Raw genomic sequence first — 15,002 nt, 5'->3', positions numbered from 1 at the left:
CCTTGACCTAAACAAGAACATCAACAATCTGTTTAAGATTAGGCTATGAGCATGGACCAGGACCTCGACGCGACGCAACCCCCGGCAGGCTCGGGCGTCGCGGACGAGGAGGGCCGCGAGGGCGAGCTGACCATCGGCGACCTCGCGCGCCGCGCGGGCGTGAGCACGGCCGTGCTGCGGATGTGGGAGTCCCGGCACGGGTTCCCCGAGGCGCGCCGCCTGGCCAGCGGGCATCGCCGCTACACGGAGGACGACGTCGACCTCGTCCGACAGGTCCTGCGGCGCAAGGCCGCCGGCGTCCGGCTCGAGGTGGCCATCGCCGAGTCCGCGGCGAGCGCTGCGCCGGCGACCCCGTCGATCTTCGCGGAGCTGCGGCGGCGGCACCCCACGCTGGCGGTGCACCGGCTGCGGAAGTCCACGCTCATCGCGCTGTCGTGGGCGATCGAGGACGAGTGCTGTGCGGTCGCCGACCATCCGGTGCTCTTCGGCGCCTTCCAGCGCGGCAGGTTCTACGAGGCCTCAGCCGGACGCTGGGCCGAGCTGTCCCGGGTCGCTCGCTCGGCGATGGTCTTCGCCGACGAGTGGGACCCCGGGGCCCGCGCGGACCGCGGGCCGGTGCGGGTGGACCTGGCAGCCGACGCCCCGATGCGCCGCGAGTGGGCGGTCGTCTGCGACGCGCTGGACTCCCCGGCGTGCCTGTCGGCGTGGGAGCTGCCCGGGCAGTCCGGCGTACCGGACCGGGAGCGGGTCTTCGAGGCGGTGTGGACGGTCGACCCGGTCGCCGTGCGGGACGCCGCCCGGGTCGCGGCAGGCGTGGCAGCCGGCGCGGGAGTGGCCGAGGCGATCCCGCTCCTCCACGACCTCGCCGAGCCGCCGGCCTCGCGGATCACCACGCCGGTCGCGGTCACCGCCCTCTTCAACCGGGTCGTGGCGTACGTCGACCGGCTGGTCTGACCGGTCGGGTCAGTCGTCCTCCGGGGCCAGCACCGGCAGCGTGCCGTCGACGACCGCCTGGCCGATGCTCTCGCGCAGCCGGTCGCAGACCGGCGGCAGTCCCTTGATGGCGGAGCCGGGGGACCAGGAGGTGCAGGCGGCCATCGCCTCGTCGGACCACTGGACGGAGGTCTGCTGCCAGCTGGCCTTGCGGACCAGCACACGCGCGGCGCACGACGTGCACGTCAGCGGGTGCATCGGGGCCTCGGCCAGCCGGTTGTCCGGCCGCACGCCCATCAGGCGTCCTGGGGCTGGGGGACCGCTGCGGCAGACTCGGCGGCGGCCTCGGCGCGGCGGGCGAGGTTCTCCTCGACCTCGCGCTTCCAGGCCTCGACCGGCTTGGTGGTGTCGAGCTCGAACTCGAAGCGCTCGGTCATCTCGGGGGTGACCTGGTCGGCGTCGACGTAGAACTGCTCGTACCAGCGGCGCAGCTGGTAGACCGGGCCGTCCTCCTCGCACAGCAGCGGGTTGTCGATCCGGGTCTTGTTCTTCCAGATCTCGACGTCCTGCTCGAAGCCGAGGCGGACCGTGGCGACCATCTTCGCGGCCAGCGCCTCGGCGGCGGCCGGGTCGTCGTCCTCGACCTCGGGGCGCTCCATGCTGATGCCGTAGAGCAGCATGAAGGAGTTCTCGTCGATCGGGTAGTGGCAGTTGATCAGCACGGTGCGGGTGTCGCCGTGCTCGTAGTGGTAGATCAGGTCGTCGATCATGAACGACGGGCCGTGGTACGTCGCCACCGACGTGTTGCCCAGGCGCTTCGGGGCGCCGATGGCGACCTCGGCGGGCCGCATGTCGTCGCGGTTGACGCCCTTCTGCAGCTGGGTCGCCGTGTGACCCTCGAAGGTGTTCTTGAAGTACGTCGGGAACGCGTGGTGCACGTAGAAGAAGTGCGCCATGTCCACGACGTTGTCGATGATCTCGCGGCAGTTCGTGTTGACGATCGTGCTCGCCCACGCCCAGTCGGTCCAGGTCGGGTCGGACGGGCCGCCGTCGATGAGCGGGATGGCCTGCTCGGGGATCGGTGCCTTGCCCTCGTGGTCGTGCCACACGAAGACCAGGCCGTCCTGCGTCATCGCGTGCCAGGTGCGGGTGCGGGCACGCAGCGGGACCCGCCGCGAGTACGGGATCTGCTTGCAGCGGCCGTCGCCGCCCCAGCGCCAGTCGTGGAACGGGCAGGCGACCTCGTCGCCCTTGATCGATCCCTGCGACAGGTCGCCGCCCATGTGGCGGCAGTACGCGTCGAGGACCTTGATGTCGCCCTGGCTGTCGGCCCACACGACGAGCTTGGTGCCGAACGCCTGGATCGAGTGCGGCCTTCCGTCGCGGAACTCCTTCTCGAGACCGATGCAGTGCCAGCCGCGGGCGAACCGGGCGGGGGCGGCCTCGAACTCGATGTGGCGGACCTCGTCGGCGCCCGTGCTGTTCTGCACCGCAGTCATCTCGATCTCCTCGTGGTGGGGCTGGGTCATGAGCTCGTGGGGCGGGGACGGAGAGCCCTGCCGATGCTGGGACGTTATGGACGGCGAACCCGTCTGGGCACGAAGGTCCCGCTGATCGGGATCCCCGGCCGAGTGCGTCGACGGCGGGGCTTCCCTACCGTCATGACCTCCATCACAAGCCAGTCCGCACCTGCCCCCGATCCCGCTTCCGGCCGCGTCGCCGACAAGGTCGTCATCGTCACCGGCGGCTCGCGTGGCATCGGTGCCGCGTGCGTCCGCCGGCTCGTGCAGGAGGGCGCGCGGGTGGTCATCGCCGACGTCCTGGAGGCCGAGGGCAAGGCGCTCGCCGACGAGCTCGGCGACCGGGCGTCGTACGTCGCCCTCGACGTGACCAGCGAGGACGGCTGGGAGCGGGCGATCGCCGAGGCGGAGGCGGCCTTCGGGCCGGTGTCCGGCCTGGTCAACAACGCCGGCATCGTGCACGTCGACCCCATCGAGCAGCACAGCGAGGCGGACTACCGCCGCGTCATCGACGTCAACCAGGTCGGCGTCTTCCTCGGCATGAAGGCCGCGATCCCCTCGCTGCGCAGGGCCTCCGCGGCCGGCGTGGGCGGCTCGATCGTCAACATCTCCTCGACCGGCGGCCTGATCGCGTACTCGCGGATCATCGGGTACGTCGCCTCGAAGTGGGCCGTGCGCGGCATGACCAAGACCGCGGCCCAGGAGCTCGGCCCCGACAACATCCGGGTCAACTCCGTGCACCCGGGCTTCACCCGCTCCGAGATGACCGCCAACTCCGCGCGGTCGCACGAGGGCGCCCAGCACCAGCCCCTGGCCCGCCAGGCAGAGGCGGTCGAGATCGCCAACCTCGTGCTGTTCCTGATCTCCGACGAGTCCAGCTACAGCACCGGATCCGAGTTCGTCGCCGACGGCGGCTTCACCTCGCTCTAGGCACCCGCCGCCGAGCGCACCGACAAGGAGAGACACCCATGAAGGACTTCAACGGCAAGGTCGTCGTCATCACCGGCGCCGGCGCCGGCATCGGCCGCGAGCTCGCGGTCCAGCTCGCCCGCGAGGGTGCCCGGCTGGCTGTGTCCGGACGCAGCATCGCCAACGTCGAGGAGACCGCCGAGCTGTGCCGCAAGGCCGGCGCCGAGGCCCGCGCGTACGAGGTCGACGTCACCGACCGCAACGCGGTCATCAAGCACGCCGACGAGGTCGTGGCCGACTTCGGCAAGGTCAACGTCGTCATCAACAACGCCGGTGTCTCGCTGGTCGCCAGCGTCGACGAGGTCAGCTGGGACGACCTCGACTGGATCGTCAACATCAACTTCTGGGGCGTCGTACACGGCACCAAGGCGTTCCTGCCGCACGTCATCGCCTCCGGCGACGGCCACATCGCCAACATCTCCAGCATGTTCGGCCTGGTCGCCTGCCCGACGCAGAGCGGCTACAACGCCACCAAGTTCGCGGTCCGCGCGTTCACGGACTCGCTGCGCCAGGAGATGAGGATGTACGAGCACAAGGTGGGCGTCAGCAGCGTCCACCCCGGCTCGATCCGCACCGACATCGCCAAGAAGGCCCGCGCCGGCGGCGACCGCGACGTCGCCCAGCTCGCCGCGAACTTCGACCGGATCGCCAAGATGACGGTCGAGGAGTGCGCCGACATCATCATCAAGGGCATCCGCAAGGACAAGGCGCAGATCCTGTGCGGCAACGACGCCAAGTTCATGGCCGTCCTGCCGCGGGTCATGGGCCCGGGCTACCAGAAGGTCATCACCGCGCTGTTCAAGAAGGACGTGAAGTAGCCACCCCCTCGCCCGCCGTACGACGAAGCCCCCGGATGCATCGAGCGTCCGGGGGCTTCTCGCTCCGGACGTCGAGGAGGTTGCGCAGCAACCGTCACGAGACGACGCGAGGTGATGCCGGAACCGTCCGCAGACAGTCCCGGCATCACCTCGCCTGGTCTCGTGACGCGCCACGACCTTGCTTGCTCCGCGGCGCGAGCTCGTCGGCGCTCCTCGACCTTCGGCCGCTGACCGCGGGTTCGCGAGCTCACCCGCGGGCGGCCTCCAGCACCTCGACCGTGCCGGCGGCGCCGTCGACGCGGACGAGCATCCCGTCGGTGAGGCTGGTGGAGGCGTGCTTGGTGTCCACGACGCAGGGGATGCCGAACTCGCGGGCCACGATCGCGGCGTGGGAGGCGGCGCCACCGATGTCGGTGACGACGGCGGCGGCGTACCCGAACATCGCGGTGTGGCCCACGTCGGTGACGGACGCGACGAGGACCTCGTCGGGCTCGATGTCGTCGTCGGGGGTGCGCAGGACGCGGACCCGGCCCTCGATGGTGCCCGCGCTGACGCCGATGCCGCCGATGGTGTCGCCGACCGCGACGCCGTCGTGCACGCCCTCGGGGGCCCAGGTGCCGACGACGACGTCGGGCATCCGGATGCCCTGCAACCGCACCCGCTCGGTACGACGCCGGGCGACCCGCTCCTCGAGGCCGGCCGGGTCGACGAACAGCTCGTCCAGGGTCAGGTAGAACGCGTCGTCCACCGCCGAGAGCCGGCCCGCGGCGACCAGCCGCCCACCCCGCTCGCGTACGGCGAGCCGCAGGGCATGGGTGTAGCGGACCACGCCGTCGCGGGCGCGCTCGCGGGCCAGGATCGCGCCGGCGGCCATCTTGCCGGTGCGCGACTTCATGACCGGCGCCGCGTCACGCGACGCAGCCGGCCGCAGGGCGGCCGCAGCGGCGGAGCCGACCAGGTGCGCCGGCCGGTCGGAGAAGGACGGGTTCGCCAGCTCGCACTCGCCGGGGCCGCGGTGGCCCATGACGGCGAGCTGTGCGTCGAGCGCGGCCGCGAACGACGGGGACGCGGCGCGCAGCGCCTCGACGTCGCCCTCGCCGGCCAGCTTGAGCAGGTGGTCGTCGCCGCGCAGCTCGTCGGCGAGGCGCTCGACGGCGAGCATGGTGCGCGCCGACTCGAGGAGCTCGACGTCGACCGCGACGTGCTCGGGCTCCTTGCCCCGCTCGTGGATCCCGTCGGCGGCGCTGGTCATCATCACGCCGATCGACGCGACGGACCAGGCGTGGGCGAGACGGTCGCGCCACAACAGGGCGCGGGTGTGCAGCTGGTCGTCGCTCAACGCGGCCACCTGCTCGGCGGTGAGGCTCTCGGCCGCCGCGGCGGTGTGCACGGCCTCGGCCTCCTCCTTGAACTTCCGCGCCCGGGCGATCACCCGGCTGGTCGCGGTGAAGGTGGCGATCCGGCTGGCGAGGCCGGTCGGCATGGGCGGGCCGCCCTGGGGCCGGAAGACGACCTCCTCGGGGATGTTGCCGTAGACGTCCTTGCGGACGGTGGCCTCGTCCCAGCCGGGCATGTTCTCGACGATGTTCACCCCGACCGAGGCGTTGATGTAGACGCAGTGGCCGAGCACGCCGAGCACCAGGCTGGTCTGCTGCTCCAGCGCCGCCCCCTCGAGGGCGAGCATCCGGCCCATGCCCTCGTTGGAGATCCGCTGCGCACCGAGCTGGAGGTCCAGCGACATCGGGGTGAGCGGGCCGGGCAGCGCCTCGGACGTGTTCGTCGCCGTCAGTACGGCGAGCCGCGGGTCGACCAGCGTGTCGAACTCGCCCTGGTACTCGGCCGACGACGCCGCCGCCACGAGCGAGCCGCCGTCGCTGGCGGGCAGGTTGTTGGGGATGACGTACGTCGGCAGGCCGAACCGGCCGGACTCGACCGCCGCGCCGCGCTTGGTGATCCGGGTGCCGCGCAGGCCGCGGGCGAGGTCCTCCACGGCCTCGCGGGCAGTCCAGCCGTAGCCGAAGCCGGCCGGCACCGCGCTCTCGGCGAGCGGGGCGGCGGGTCGGGCGGAGACACCGGGTACGGCGGGCTTCACGCCGGCGACCTGAAGCAGCCTGCGCGCTTCGGAGCCGCTGACGGTGCCGGGCGCGGCGAGCACGAAGGGGCCGGGAGCGCCATCGACGGCGACGGCGACCAGAGCACGGTTCAGGTCGTCGTGGTGCACGACCTGCAGCGCGGCCGAGCCGCTGCCGAGCAGGTCCGCGAGGGTCTGCAGCGCCGCCCGGTCGGTACGGCGACCGGCGACCGGGGCGACCTCGACCACCACGACCTCGGCTCCTGCGGACGACAGCGCGGCCGCTGCAGCAGAGCTCTCGCCGAGCGGGACGGGGAGCACGATCCGGGTGCCGGGCGCGACGGGGAGCGGGCCACCGGCGAGGTGCACGACGACATCGACCGAACCGGCGGCGTCGACGTCGGCGACCACGACGACGCCCGGGGCCAGGTAGCGGTGCTGCCCGACTCCGACGACCTCGTGGCCGGCGGCCAGCAGCAGGCGGGCGACGTCGCGCCCGTCCTCGGTGGCGACTCCCGTGATCAGGACGCGCATGGACTCTCCTCCTCGTGGTTCCCCGGCCCCTCGTACCGGAGCCAGACGAGGAGCGTCCGGCCCGTGAGGCCGGTCACGTCCCGGAGTCCCACTCAGCGGGAGACTCCTGAAGCGGGAGCGGAGCGGGCCGCAGGCTCCCGGTCCGGGCCGCCCCCGCCGTGCCCGACGACCGCGCTTCTCGCTGAACGGGACTTCCGCCCCACCGGCGCACGCCGGTCCGTTGTCTAGGACCGCACGCCCCACGACCGAGCAGCCCCGCAGCACGCCCCAGGAGGACACGATGACGGACCCGATCACGACGGCCTGGCAGCACGAGGTCGACCTGCTCGTGGTCGGCGCGGGCGCGGGCGGCATGACCGCCGCGCTCACGGGTGCCCTGTCCCGGCTCGACACGCTGCTCGTAGAGAAGGCGGCGACGTACGGCGGCACCACCGCCCTGTCCGGAGGCGGCATCTGGGTCCCGAACAACCCGACCCTGGAGCGCGCGGGCATCACCGACCCCGAGGAGCGGGTGGTCGAGTACCTCGAGCACATCACCCACGGCACGATCGCCCGCGACCGGCTCCAGGCCTACGCGCACCACGGTCCGGCGATGTTCCGGATGTTCGAGAAGCAGACCAAGCACCTCGAGTTCAGCTGGTGCCCCGGCTACTCGGACTACCACCCCGAGGCGCCGGGGGGACGTCCTGAGGGTCGCTCCGTCGAGTGCCCGCCGTTCGACATGCACAAGCTCGGCGAGCTCGCCTACACCCAGCGCGGCAGCGCGATGAAGATCCCCGGCGGCCTGATCATCACCTCCGCCGACTACGTGCACCTCAACATGGTCACCCGCACCTGGCGCGGCCGGTGGCGCGCGCTCAAGCTCGGCGTGAAGGCCACCCTCAACAAGCTGCGCCGCCGCCAGATGGTCTCGCTCGGCCTGGCGCTGGTCGCCCGGCTGCGGATCTCGCTGCGCGACGCCGGCGTCCCGGTCTGGCTGGAGACCCCGCTGCTCGACCTCGTCCGTGACGAGGACGGCACGGTGCTCGGCGCTGTCGTCGAGCGCGACGGTGCGCCGTACCGGATCCGGGCCCGACGCGGCGTGATCATCGCCAGCGGCGGGTTCGACCACAACGAGGCGATGCGCAAGGAGTACCTCCCCGAGGTCGGCCGCGCCGATGTGTCCGGCGGCGCCGACACCAACACCGGCGACGGCATCCTGATCGGCCACGCGGCCGGCGGCGCCCTCGACCTGATGGACGACGCCTGGTGGATGCCCGCGGTGCGCAAGCCCGACGGCCGCGTGCACTCGCTGGTCTCCGAGCGTTCGATCCCCAACTCGGTCATCCTGTCGCCCGAGGGCGAGCGGTTCACCAACGAGGCGTCGCCGTACGTCACCTTCGTGCACGACCAGATCGCCCACGGGCACGCCTACCTCTGGTTCGTGATGGACCACACCGCGCGGCGCCGCTACCCGTTCGGCGCCACGGTCCCGGGCGCCGACCTGCCGCAGAAGTGGTACGACGCCGGCACCGCCCACAAGGCCGGAACCCTCGACGAGCTGGCGCGGCTGACCGGCATGGACGCCGCCACCCTCACCGCCAGCGTGCGGCGCTGGAACGAGATCGTCGCCAGCGGCAAGGACACCGACTTCGGTCGCGGCGAGAGCGCCTACGACCGCTACTACGGCGACCCGACGCTGCCCAACCCGGTGCTCGGCGCGGTCGACAACGCGCCGTACTACGCCGTGCGGATCGAGGCCGGCGACCTCGGCACCAAGGGCGGGCTGGTGACCGACCGCGTCGGCAAGGTGCTCGACGCCGACGGCAATGCCGTCGTGGGCCTCTACGCCACGGGCAACGTGGCCGCCTCGGTCATGGGCAACGACTACGCCGGTGCCGGCGCGACCATCGGCCCCGCCATGGTCTTCGGCTACCTCGCCGCGCTGCACGCCGCCGGCGCCACCAACTGAGAACACCGGCAGGACAAGGAGAGACAGCCATGGGAACGCTGGACGGACGCGTCATCATCATCACGGGCGGAGCCCGCGGCATGGGGGCCTCGCACGCCCGGCACCTGGTCGCCGAGGGTGCGAAGGTGGTCATCGGCGACGTCATCGACGACGCCGGTGAGATCCTCGCCAAGGAGCTCGGCGACGCCGCCGTGTTCGTGCATCACGACGTCACCTCGGCGGCGGACTGGGACGCGATCGTGGCGGCCGCCGTGGAGGCCTTCGGCGCCGTGCACGGCTTGGTCAACAACGCCGGCGTGCTCAGCTTCGGCTCGCTCGCCGACACCACGCCCGAGGCGTTCCAGCGGATCATGGACATCAACGTGACCGGCTCCTTCCTCGGCCTGCGCGCGGTCGCCCCGGTGATCACCGACGCGGGCGGCGGATCGATCGTCAACATCTCCTCGATCAACGGCCTGCTCGGCACCGGCTTCACGACCGCCTACACGGCCAGCAAGTTCGCGGTCCGCGGCCTCACCAAGGCCGCCGCCCAGGAGCTCGGCCCGGCCGGGATCCGGGTCAACTCGATCCACCCCGGCGGCATCGCCACCCCGATGACCCAGCACGAGGGCGGCGACGCCGCGGGTGCGGCGTTCGCGAAGTTCCCGATCCCCCGCTGGGGCCAGCCCGAGGAGGTCTCGCCGCTCGTGGCGTTCCTGCTGTCCGACCTGTCCAGCTACTCGACCGGCGGCGAGTTCGTCGTCGACGGTGGCATCACCAGCGGCCTGTACTTCTCATGATGGCGACCATCGACCGACCGGCCATCGCTGCCGGCATCCGTGCCGACGTCGTCCGTCTCGACGGCACCTGCGAGCTCGACCGCGCCGCCATCGGCGGCAAGGCGTGGAGCGTCAACGCGATGCGTGCGCTCGGCCTGCCCGTCCCGCCCGCCGTGGCCCTGACGACCGGCTGCTGCGCGGCCTTCTACGCCGCCGACGGCGCGCTCCCCGACGACGTCTGGAAGCAGGTACGACGCGGCGTCGCCTTCCTCGAGGAGGAGACCGGCCGCCGCTTCGGGAGCACCGAGCGCCCGCTGCTCGTCTCGGTGCGCAGCGGCGCCCCGGTCAGCATGCCCGGGATGATGGACACCGTCCTCAACCTCGGCCTCACCGACGCGACCGCGGCCGCGCTGGTCGCCGAGAGCGGCGACGAGGCGCACGTCGCCGACACCCGCGAGCGCTTCGTGCGGCAGTACCAGGAGACCGTGGCCGAGGGCCCGGTCCCCGACGACGCGTGGGCCCAGCTGCGCGCGGCCGTGGCGGCCGTCTTCGGCTCGTGGCAGTCCGCCCGCGCCCGGACCTACCGCCGCACGCGGGGGATCGCCGACGACCTCGGCACCGCCGTCACCGTGCAGGCGATGGTCTTCGGCAACCTCGACGACGACTCCGGCACCGGCGTGCTCTTCTCGCGCGACCCGAGCACCGGCGACCCCGCCCCGTTCGGCGAGTGGCTCGTCCGCGGCCAGGGCGAGGACGTCGTGTCCGGCCGGGTCACTCCGAAGCCGCTGGCGACGCTCGCCGAGCAGATGCCGACCGTGCACGCCGACCTGATGAAGGCCACCGCGACCCTGGAGGAGTCCGGGCGCGACGTGCAGGACATCGAGTTCACCGTCGAGGGCGGACGGCTGTGGCTGCTGCAGACCCGGGCGGCCAAGCGGACGGCGGCGGCCGCCGTACGGATCGCGGTCGACCTGGTCGACGAGGGCGTCCTCACGCCGGCCGAGGCCGTGGCCCGGGTCAGCGCCGAGCAGCTGCAGGCGGTCGTCGAGGCCGCGTCCGGCTCCGGGACCGGTACGCCGATCGCGACCGGCGAGTCGGCCTGCCCCGGCCTGGCGTACGGCGTCGCCGTCGCCGACCCCGACGAGGCCGAGGAGCGTGCGGAGGCCGGTGAGGACGTCATCCTGGTCCGCTCCGCCACCTCGCCCGACGACCTGCACGGCATGCTCGCCGCCAACGGCATCGTGACGGAGTACGGCGGTGCGACCTCGCACGCCGCCGTCGTCAGCCGCGAGATCGCGCGTCCCTGCGTCGTCGGCTGCGGTGCCGGCACGGTCGAGTCGCTGGTGGGTCGCGAGATCACCGTCGACGGCGCGACCGGCGAGGTCTGGGAGGGCCGGATCGAGACCGTCGCTGCCGAGGAGAACCCCTATCTCGCCCGGCTCCAGGCCTGGGCGGCGGAGATCGGGTGAGTGTCGCGGTCGTGACCGGTGCCTCGCGGGGCGCCGGCCGCGGCATCGCCCGGGCGCTCGGCGACCTCGGCGCGACCGTCTACCTGACCGGTCGTTCGGCCTCGGTCGCAGACGTCGCCGACGAGGTCACCGCCCGCGGCGGCCACGGGATCGGTGTGGTCTGCGACCACGGTGACGACGACGCCGTGGCGGCCCTGTTCAGCCGAGTGGGGGAGGAACAGGGTCGCCTCGACGTCCTCGTCAACAACGCGATCGCGCTGCCGTCCGGGCTCGGCGAGGACCAGCCGTTCTGGGAGCGGCCGCTGGACCACCAGCGGATGTTCGACGTCGGCCTGCGTTCGACGTACGCCGCCGGCTGGTACGCCGCGCCGCTGCTGATCGAGGCCCGCGGGCTACTCGTGAACACCTCGTCCTTCGGCGGCGGGTGCTACATGCACGGCCCGGCGTACGGCGCCGCGAAGGCCGGCGTCGACCGGCTGGCGCACGACATGGCGATCGACCTGGAGCCCCACGGCGTCACCGCGATCTCGCTGTGGATGGGCATCCTGCGCACCGAGCGGACGCTCGCCGCGCTCGAGGCCGATCCCGACAAGTACGGCGACCTGGCTGCCCGCACCGAGTCCGTGGAGCTTCCCGGCCGGGTGATCGCGGCGCTGTGGCAGCACCCCGACCGGGCGCGGTGGAACGGGCAGGTCGTCGTCAACGCGGAGCTCGCCGTCGAGCTCGGCGTGACGGACGTCGACGGCGGGCAGCCGCCCTCGCACCGGTCGATGCTGGGCGGACCGCCCGCGGTCAACCCCGCGATCGTGCGCTGATCACGCGCCGAGCGCCCGGGCGCTCGCCCGTCGACCCGCGATCCGGCCGAACGCCAGTGCGTCGGCGATGTGCATGCCGCCGTCCTTGCACCAGCTGTAGCTCGTGCTGACCCCGCCCGCGGCGTACAGGCCGGGGATGGTGTCGCCGAACGGGTCGAGCACCTCGGCGTGCTCGTTGCGGCGCGGGCCGCCGTTGCTCCAGGCGACCATCGGCGCCGACGTGAACGCGTAGTACGGACCGTCGCCGAGCGCGACCAAGGTCGACGGCTCGCGGCCGAACTGCTCGTCGAAGCCGGCCGCGCAGGCCGCGTTGTACCGGGCCACCGAGGTGACCAGCAGCACCGGGTCGACGCCGATCAGCGGTGCGAGCTCCTCGAGCGTGTCGGCCTTGCGCAGCCATCCCTTCTCGACCTCGACGCTGTTGTCCCAGCTCCACTCGTAGCCCTCGACCAGCACGTTCCAGCCGACCGGCAGCATCGCCGCGGTGGGCGAGACGGGCCCGGCCAGGCGGGTCTCCTCGTCGAAGACGGCGTGCAGGCTGCGGACGGGGACGTGCTCGTAGGCCCCGTGCACCAGGCCCTGGCCGTGCCCGGTCCGGGGCAGCTCGTCGACGCAGCGCCGGCCGTCGCCGTCGACGTACAGGAAGCCCTTGCGGAAGGAGAACCGCGCGTAGAAGCCGCTCTCGAAGCCCGGCACCCGGAAGCCCTCGATGCTGGTCATGTTGTCCATGTGCCACAGGTCGGCGCCGGCCTTCTGGGCCATCCGGTGCCCGTCGCCGGTGTTGTACGGCGAGCCCCAGGTCAGCGTGTCCGGGAAGCGGAGGTAGTCGCGGACCATGCCGGCGTCGCCCTCGAAGCCGCCGGTCGCGAGCACGACGCCGCCCGCCGCAGGGAGGGTGCGGCGGGCGCCGTCGGCGTCGGTGACCTGGACTCCGACGACCGTGCCGTCGGCGTCCTGGACGAGGCGCTCGGCACGGGTGCCGAGGAGCACCGTGATGTCGCGGCGGGCGAGTGCCTCGGTGAGTGCGGTCAGCAGTCGGGAGCGGCCGAGCGCGCCGCCGACGGCACGCCAGCCGGTGACCGCGTCGCTGCCCTCGAGCTCGGGGAACTCCGGCGGGATCTCGACGACCGTGCCGGCGATGCCGCGGTCCAGGGTGCCCGGGACGGCGCCGACCTCGGCGCCGACGGTGTCCCGCATCCACGCGGTGGTGCGGGTGCACTCCTCGGCCCATGCCGCGATGACCGGCTCGGGGACGCGGCGCTCGCCGCACAGGCTGCGCAGGTAGACCGCGGCCCGCTCGGCGCTCGACGGCTCCCACCACGCGCCACCGGACACGCGGGTGCTGCCACCCTCGAGGCCGGCGGGCATCTTGTCGACGAGCACCACGCGGGCACCCGCGTCGTGGGCCTCGATCGCCGCGGCGCAGCCGGCCGCGCCGTGGCCGAGGACGACGACATCGGCCACGACATCGGCCACGAGGTCGGCCGCGAGGTCGCCCATCAGTGCGCCCGGCCCGCGACCGCCTCTTCGAGCCGGGTACGGCCGCTGAGCTGGATCAGGTCCTCGTGGAGCTCGAACCACACCGTGTGGTAGCTGTCGAGGATCGGGCGAGCCACCCAGGTGGTGTCGCCCCCGGCCAGCCGGTCCTGCGCGTGCTGCAGGCGCTGGGGATAGCGGGCCAGGCGCGGCGCGATCTGCGCGAGCCGCTCGACGAGCGGGAGAACCCGGGCGTGCAGGTCGGCGAGGCGCGCGAGCACCTCGGCGTCGTACGCCGCGTCGGTGTGGTCGTTCGGCGTGCCGTCGGCCCTGAGCTGCCACGCGGTCACGATGGTCTTGAGGTCGGCATTGACGACGCAGAAGTCGTCGTACGCCGAGGCGAGGGAGGGCTGGTCGACACTCGCCGCGTCGGCGGCGAGCAGCTCGGCCAGGCGGTCGCGGCCGGGATCGGCGAGCCGGAAGCCGGCGCCGGCCTTGACCAGCTCGCCCGCGGCCGCGAGATCCGCCAGCAGGGCGCCAGCCGCCTCGGGGGTGATCCCCAGGGGCGTGGCCACGTCGGCCTCGCGGACCCGGCCCTTCAGCTCGACGACGCGCAGCACGCTGAGCAGGGTGGGCTCGGCAACGGACATCTCGATCTCCTCGTCTCGTTCGGTTCACCCGAGGTTCACCTGATCGCGCGGTGTGAGGGCCGTCGCTCCCGATCAGCGGGACGAGTACGCGCCGAGCCGGTCGCTGCCGGGATCGTGACAACGTCGTCATCCCGATCAAGACGGAGGCAGTTGTGGGCACGGTGAGCGAGGCCACCCGGTGGCTCGACCTGGCAGAGGTCGACAACATCCGCGACCTCGGCGGCCTCCCCGTCGCGGGCGGCGGCTGCACGCGCTCGGGCGTGGCGTTCCGGGCCAGCACCCTGCAGGAGATCTGTGCCGCCGACGTGACCGAGCTGGTCGACGTACGCCGGCTGCGGACGATCATCGACCTGCGCCTGCCCGACGAGGCCGCCCGCGAGGGCCACGGGCTCCTCGGCAACGCGGGCGTGCGCGTGGTGAACCTCCCGGTGAAGAAGGCCGACGCGACCCTGCTCGACGTGGTCGTCCCGTCCGGCACCAGCGCCGATCTCGGCGCGCTCTACTGGCAGCTGCTCGCCGGCAGCACCGAGTCCTTCGTCGAGGCCGCCCGGATCATCGGCGACCCCGAGCAGCACGCCGTGGTCTTCCACTGCGCCGCCGGCAAGGACCGCACCGGCGTCATCGCCGCCGTGCTGCTCGACGCCGTGGGCGTCTCCTCCCACGACATCGCCGCCGACTACGCGCTCACCTCCGAGCGCGCGGGCCAGGTGCGTGCACGGTTGATCCGCATCCCCGCCTACAAGAACCTCCCCAACGTCGGCCAGGGAGTCTTCGCCGTCGACGGCACCGCCATCGGGTCCTTCGTGGACGCGCTGCGCGCGACGTACGGCGGCGGCGCGGAGTTCCTGCTCCGCCACGGCCTCACCGAGACCGAGCTGGCGGCGCTGCGGCTCGCGCTGGTGGGCGGCACCGGTTCTCGTTGAGTTGCCCCGTCCTCACCGTTGAGTTGCCCCGTCCTCACCGTTGAGATCGGCAACTCAACGGTGAGAAGGCGGCAACTCGACCACGAGGATGGGGCAACTCAACGGTGAGGACGCG

At 72.7% G+C, this 15,002-nt stretch carries 13 protein-coding genes; 8 read left to right on the top strand and 5 right to left on the bottom strand.

Translation table 11 applies throughout. From position 1 onward, the window contains the following. Positions 1-45 precede the first annotated feature (45 nt). The gene (locus QI633_RS22655; protein WP_141797252.1) at positions 46-954 is read left to right on the top strand and encodes a DICT sensory domain-containing protein; all 909 of its coding nucleotides are present in this window, start codon (positions 46-48) and stop codon (positions 952-954) included. A 9-nt stretch (positions 955-963) separates the two neighbouring features. Here QI633_RS22655 and QI633_RS22650 read toward each other — a convergent pair whose 3' ends face one another. After that, positions 964-1,230, bottom strand: coding sequence for a hypothetical protein (locus tag QI633_RS22650; protein WP_141797253.1), 267 nt, complete (start codon positions 1,228-1,230; stop codon positions 964-966). Next, entirely contained in the window at positions 1,230-2,432 is a 1,203-nt protein-coding gene (locus QI633_RS22645; protein WP_282427148.1) for a Rieske 2Fe-2S domain-containing protein, read from the bottom strand. The genes QI633_RS22650 and QI633_RS22645 overlap by 1 nt, the downstream gene beginning before the upstream one ends. 162 nt (positions 2,433-2,594) lie before the next feature. On the opposite strand from QI633_RS22645, the gene QI633_RS22640 reads away from it, so the two are divergent. Both QI633_RS22640 and QI633_RS22635 read left to right on the top strand, forming a co-directional pair. Beyond that, complete coding sequence (locus QI633_RS22640) at positions 2,595-3,383, top strand: glucose 1-dehydrogenase (RefSeq protein ID WP_282427147.1); 789 nt, start codon at positions 2,595-2,597, stop codon at positions 3,381-3,383. 38 nt (positions 3,384-3,421) lie between these two features. After that, positions 3,422-4,240, top strand: a complete 819-nt coding sequence (locus QI633_RS22635) for an SDR family NAD(P)-dependent oxidoreductase (protein ID WP_141797256.1) — start codon at positions 3,422-3,424, stop codon at positions 4,238-4,240. A gap of 247 nt (positions 4,241-4,487) precedes the next feature. On the opposite strand, the gene QI633_RS22630 is transcribed toward QI633_RS22635, so the two are convergent. After that, positions 4,488-6,845, bottom strand: a complete 2,358-nt coding sequence (locus tag QI633_RS22630; RefSeq protein ID WP_282427146.1) for a PEP-utilizing enzyme — start codon at positions 6,843-6,845, stop codon at positions 4,488-4,490. A 280-nt stretch (positions 6,846-7,125) separates the two neighbouring features. Here QI633_RS22630 and QI633_RS22625 point away from each other — a divergent pair, with 280 nt between their 5' ends. The 4 genes from QI633_RS22625 to QI633_RS22610 are packed head-to-tail and all read left to right on the top strand — an operon-like array spanning position 7,126 to position 11,838. After that, positions 7,126-8,796 carry an FAD-dependent oxidoreductase gene (locus tag QI633_RS22625; protein WP_282427145.1) on the top strand — a complete coding sequence of 557 codons (1,671 nt, stop codon included), beginning with the start codon at positions 7,126-7,128 and terminating at the stop codon, positions 8,794-8,796. 29 nt (positions 8,797-8,825) lie between these two features. Continuing rightward, positions 8,826-9,575 (top strand): glucose 1-dehydrogenase, encoded by a 750-nt coding sequence (locus QI633_RS22620; RefSeq protein WP_282427144.1) that lies wholly within the window; start codon positions 8,826-8,828, stop codon positions 9,573-9,575. Further along, complete coding sequence (locus QI633_RS22615; RefSeq protein WP_282427143.1) at positions 9,575-11,023, top strand: pyruvate, phosphate dikinase; 1,449 nt, start codon at positions 9,575-9,577, stop codon at positions 11,021-11,023. The genes QI633_RS22620 and QI633_RS22615 overlap by 1 nt, the downstream gene beginning before the upstream one ends. Continuing rightward, positions 11,020-11,838, top strand: coding sequence for an SDR family NAD(P)-dependent oxidoreductase (locus QI633_RS22610; protein ID WP_282427142.1), 819 nt, complete (start codon positions 11,020-11,022; stop codon positions 11,836-11,838). Before QI633_RS22615 ends, QI633_RS22610 begins: the two co-directional genes overlap by 4 nt. Here QI633_RS22610 and QI633_RS22605 read toward each other — a convergent pair whose 3' ends face one another. Together QI633_RS22605 and QI633_RS22600 are read right to left on the bottom strand one after the other, a co-directional pair. Further along, a complete protein-coding gene (locus QI633_RS22605) occupies positions 11,839-13,338 on the bottom strand; it encodes an FAD-dependent oxidoreductase (protein WP_282427141.1) in 1,500 nt (499 codons plus the stop codon). It lies immediately after the preceding gene. Next, a complete protein-coding gene (locus QI633_RS22600) occupies positions 13,338-13,964 on the bottom strand; it encodes a hypothetical protein (RefSeq protein WP_282427140.1) in 627 nt (208 codons plus the stop codon). The genes QI633_RS22605 and QI633_RS22600 overlap by 1 nt, the downstream gene beginning before the upstream one ends. Positions 13,965-14,116: 152 nt before the next feature. Between QI633_RS22600 and QI633_RS22595 the strand changes: the two genes are divergently transcribed. Then, positions 14,117-14,887 (top strand): tyrosine-protein phosphatase, encoded by a 771-nt coding sequence (locus QI633_RS22595; protein ID WP_160158169.1) that lies wholly within the window; start codon positions 14,117-14,119, stop codon positions 14,885-14,887. Positions 14,888-15,002: the final 115 nt, after the last annotated feature.

It is taken from the genome of Nocardioides sp. QY071, assembly GCF_029961765.1.
Taxonomy (GTDB): domain Bacteria; phylum Actinomycetota; class Actinomycetes; order Propionibacteriales; family Nocardioidaceae; genus Nocardioides.
The sequence above is the reverse complement of the archived record's forward strand: the minus strand, read 5'-3'. Positions and strand labels throughout refer to the sequence as shown.

What these genes read in the sequence shown, in the direction of transcription:
- QI633_RS22645 (WP_282427148.1), bottom strand. Translation starts at nt 2,432, where the DNA reads ATGACTGCGGTGCAGAACAGCACGGGCGCCGACGAGGTCCGCCACATC.
- QI633_RS22640 (WP_282427147.1), top strand. Translation starts at nt 2,595, where the DNA reads ATGACCTCCATCACAAGCCAGTCCGCACCTGCCCCCGATCCCGCTTCC.
- QI633_RS22630 (WP_282427146.1), bottom strand. Translation starts at nt 6,845, where the DNA reads ATGCGCGTCCTGATCACGGGAGTCGCCACCGAGGACGGGCGCGACGTC.
- QI633_RS22600 (WP_282427140.1), bottom strand. Translation starts at nt 13,964, where the DNA reads ATGTCCGTTGCCGAGCCCACCCTGCTCAGCGTGCTGCGCGTCGTCGAG.
- QI633_RS22620 (WP_282427144.1), top strand. Translation starts at nt 8,826, where the DNA reads ATGGGAACGCTGGACGGACGCGTCATCATCATCACGGGCGGAGCCCGC.
- QI633_RS22650 (WP_141797253.1), bottom strand. Translation starts at nt 1,230, where the DNA reads ATGGGCGTGCGGCCGGACAACCGGCTGGCCGAGGCCCCGATGCACCCG.
- QI633_RS22605 (WP_282427141.1), bottom strand. Translation starts at nt 13,338, where the DNA reads ATGGGCGACCTCGCGGCCGACCTCGTGGCCGATGTCGTGGCCGATGTC.
- QI633_RS22655 (WP_141797252.1), top strand. Translation starts at nt 46, where the DNA reads ATGAGCATGGACCAGGACCTCGACGCGACGCAACCCCCGGCAGGCTCG.
- QI633_RS22625 (WP_282427145.1), top strand. Translation starts at nt 7,126, where the DNA reads ATGACGGACCCGATCACGACGGCCTGGCAGCACGAGGTCGACCTGCTC.
- QI633_RS22635 (WP_141797256.1), top strand. Translation starts at nt 3,422, where the DNA reads ATGAAGGACTTCAACGGCAAGGTCGTCGTCATCACCGGCGCCGGCGCC.
- QI633_RS22615 (WP_282427143.1), top strand. Translation starts at nt 9,575, where the DNA reads ATGGCGACCATCGACCGACCGGCCATCGCTGCCGGCATCCGTGCCGAC.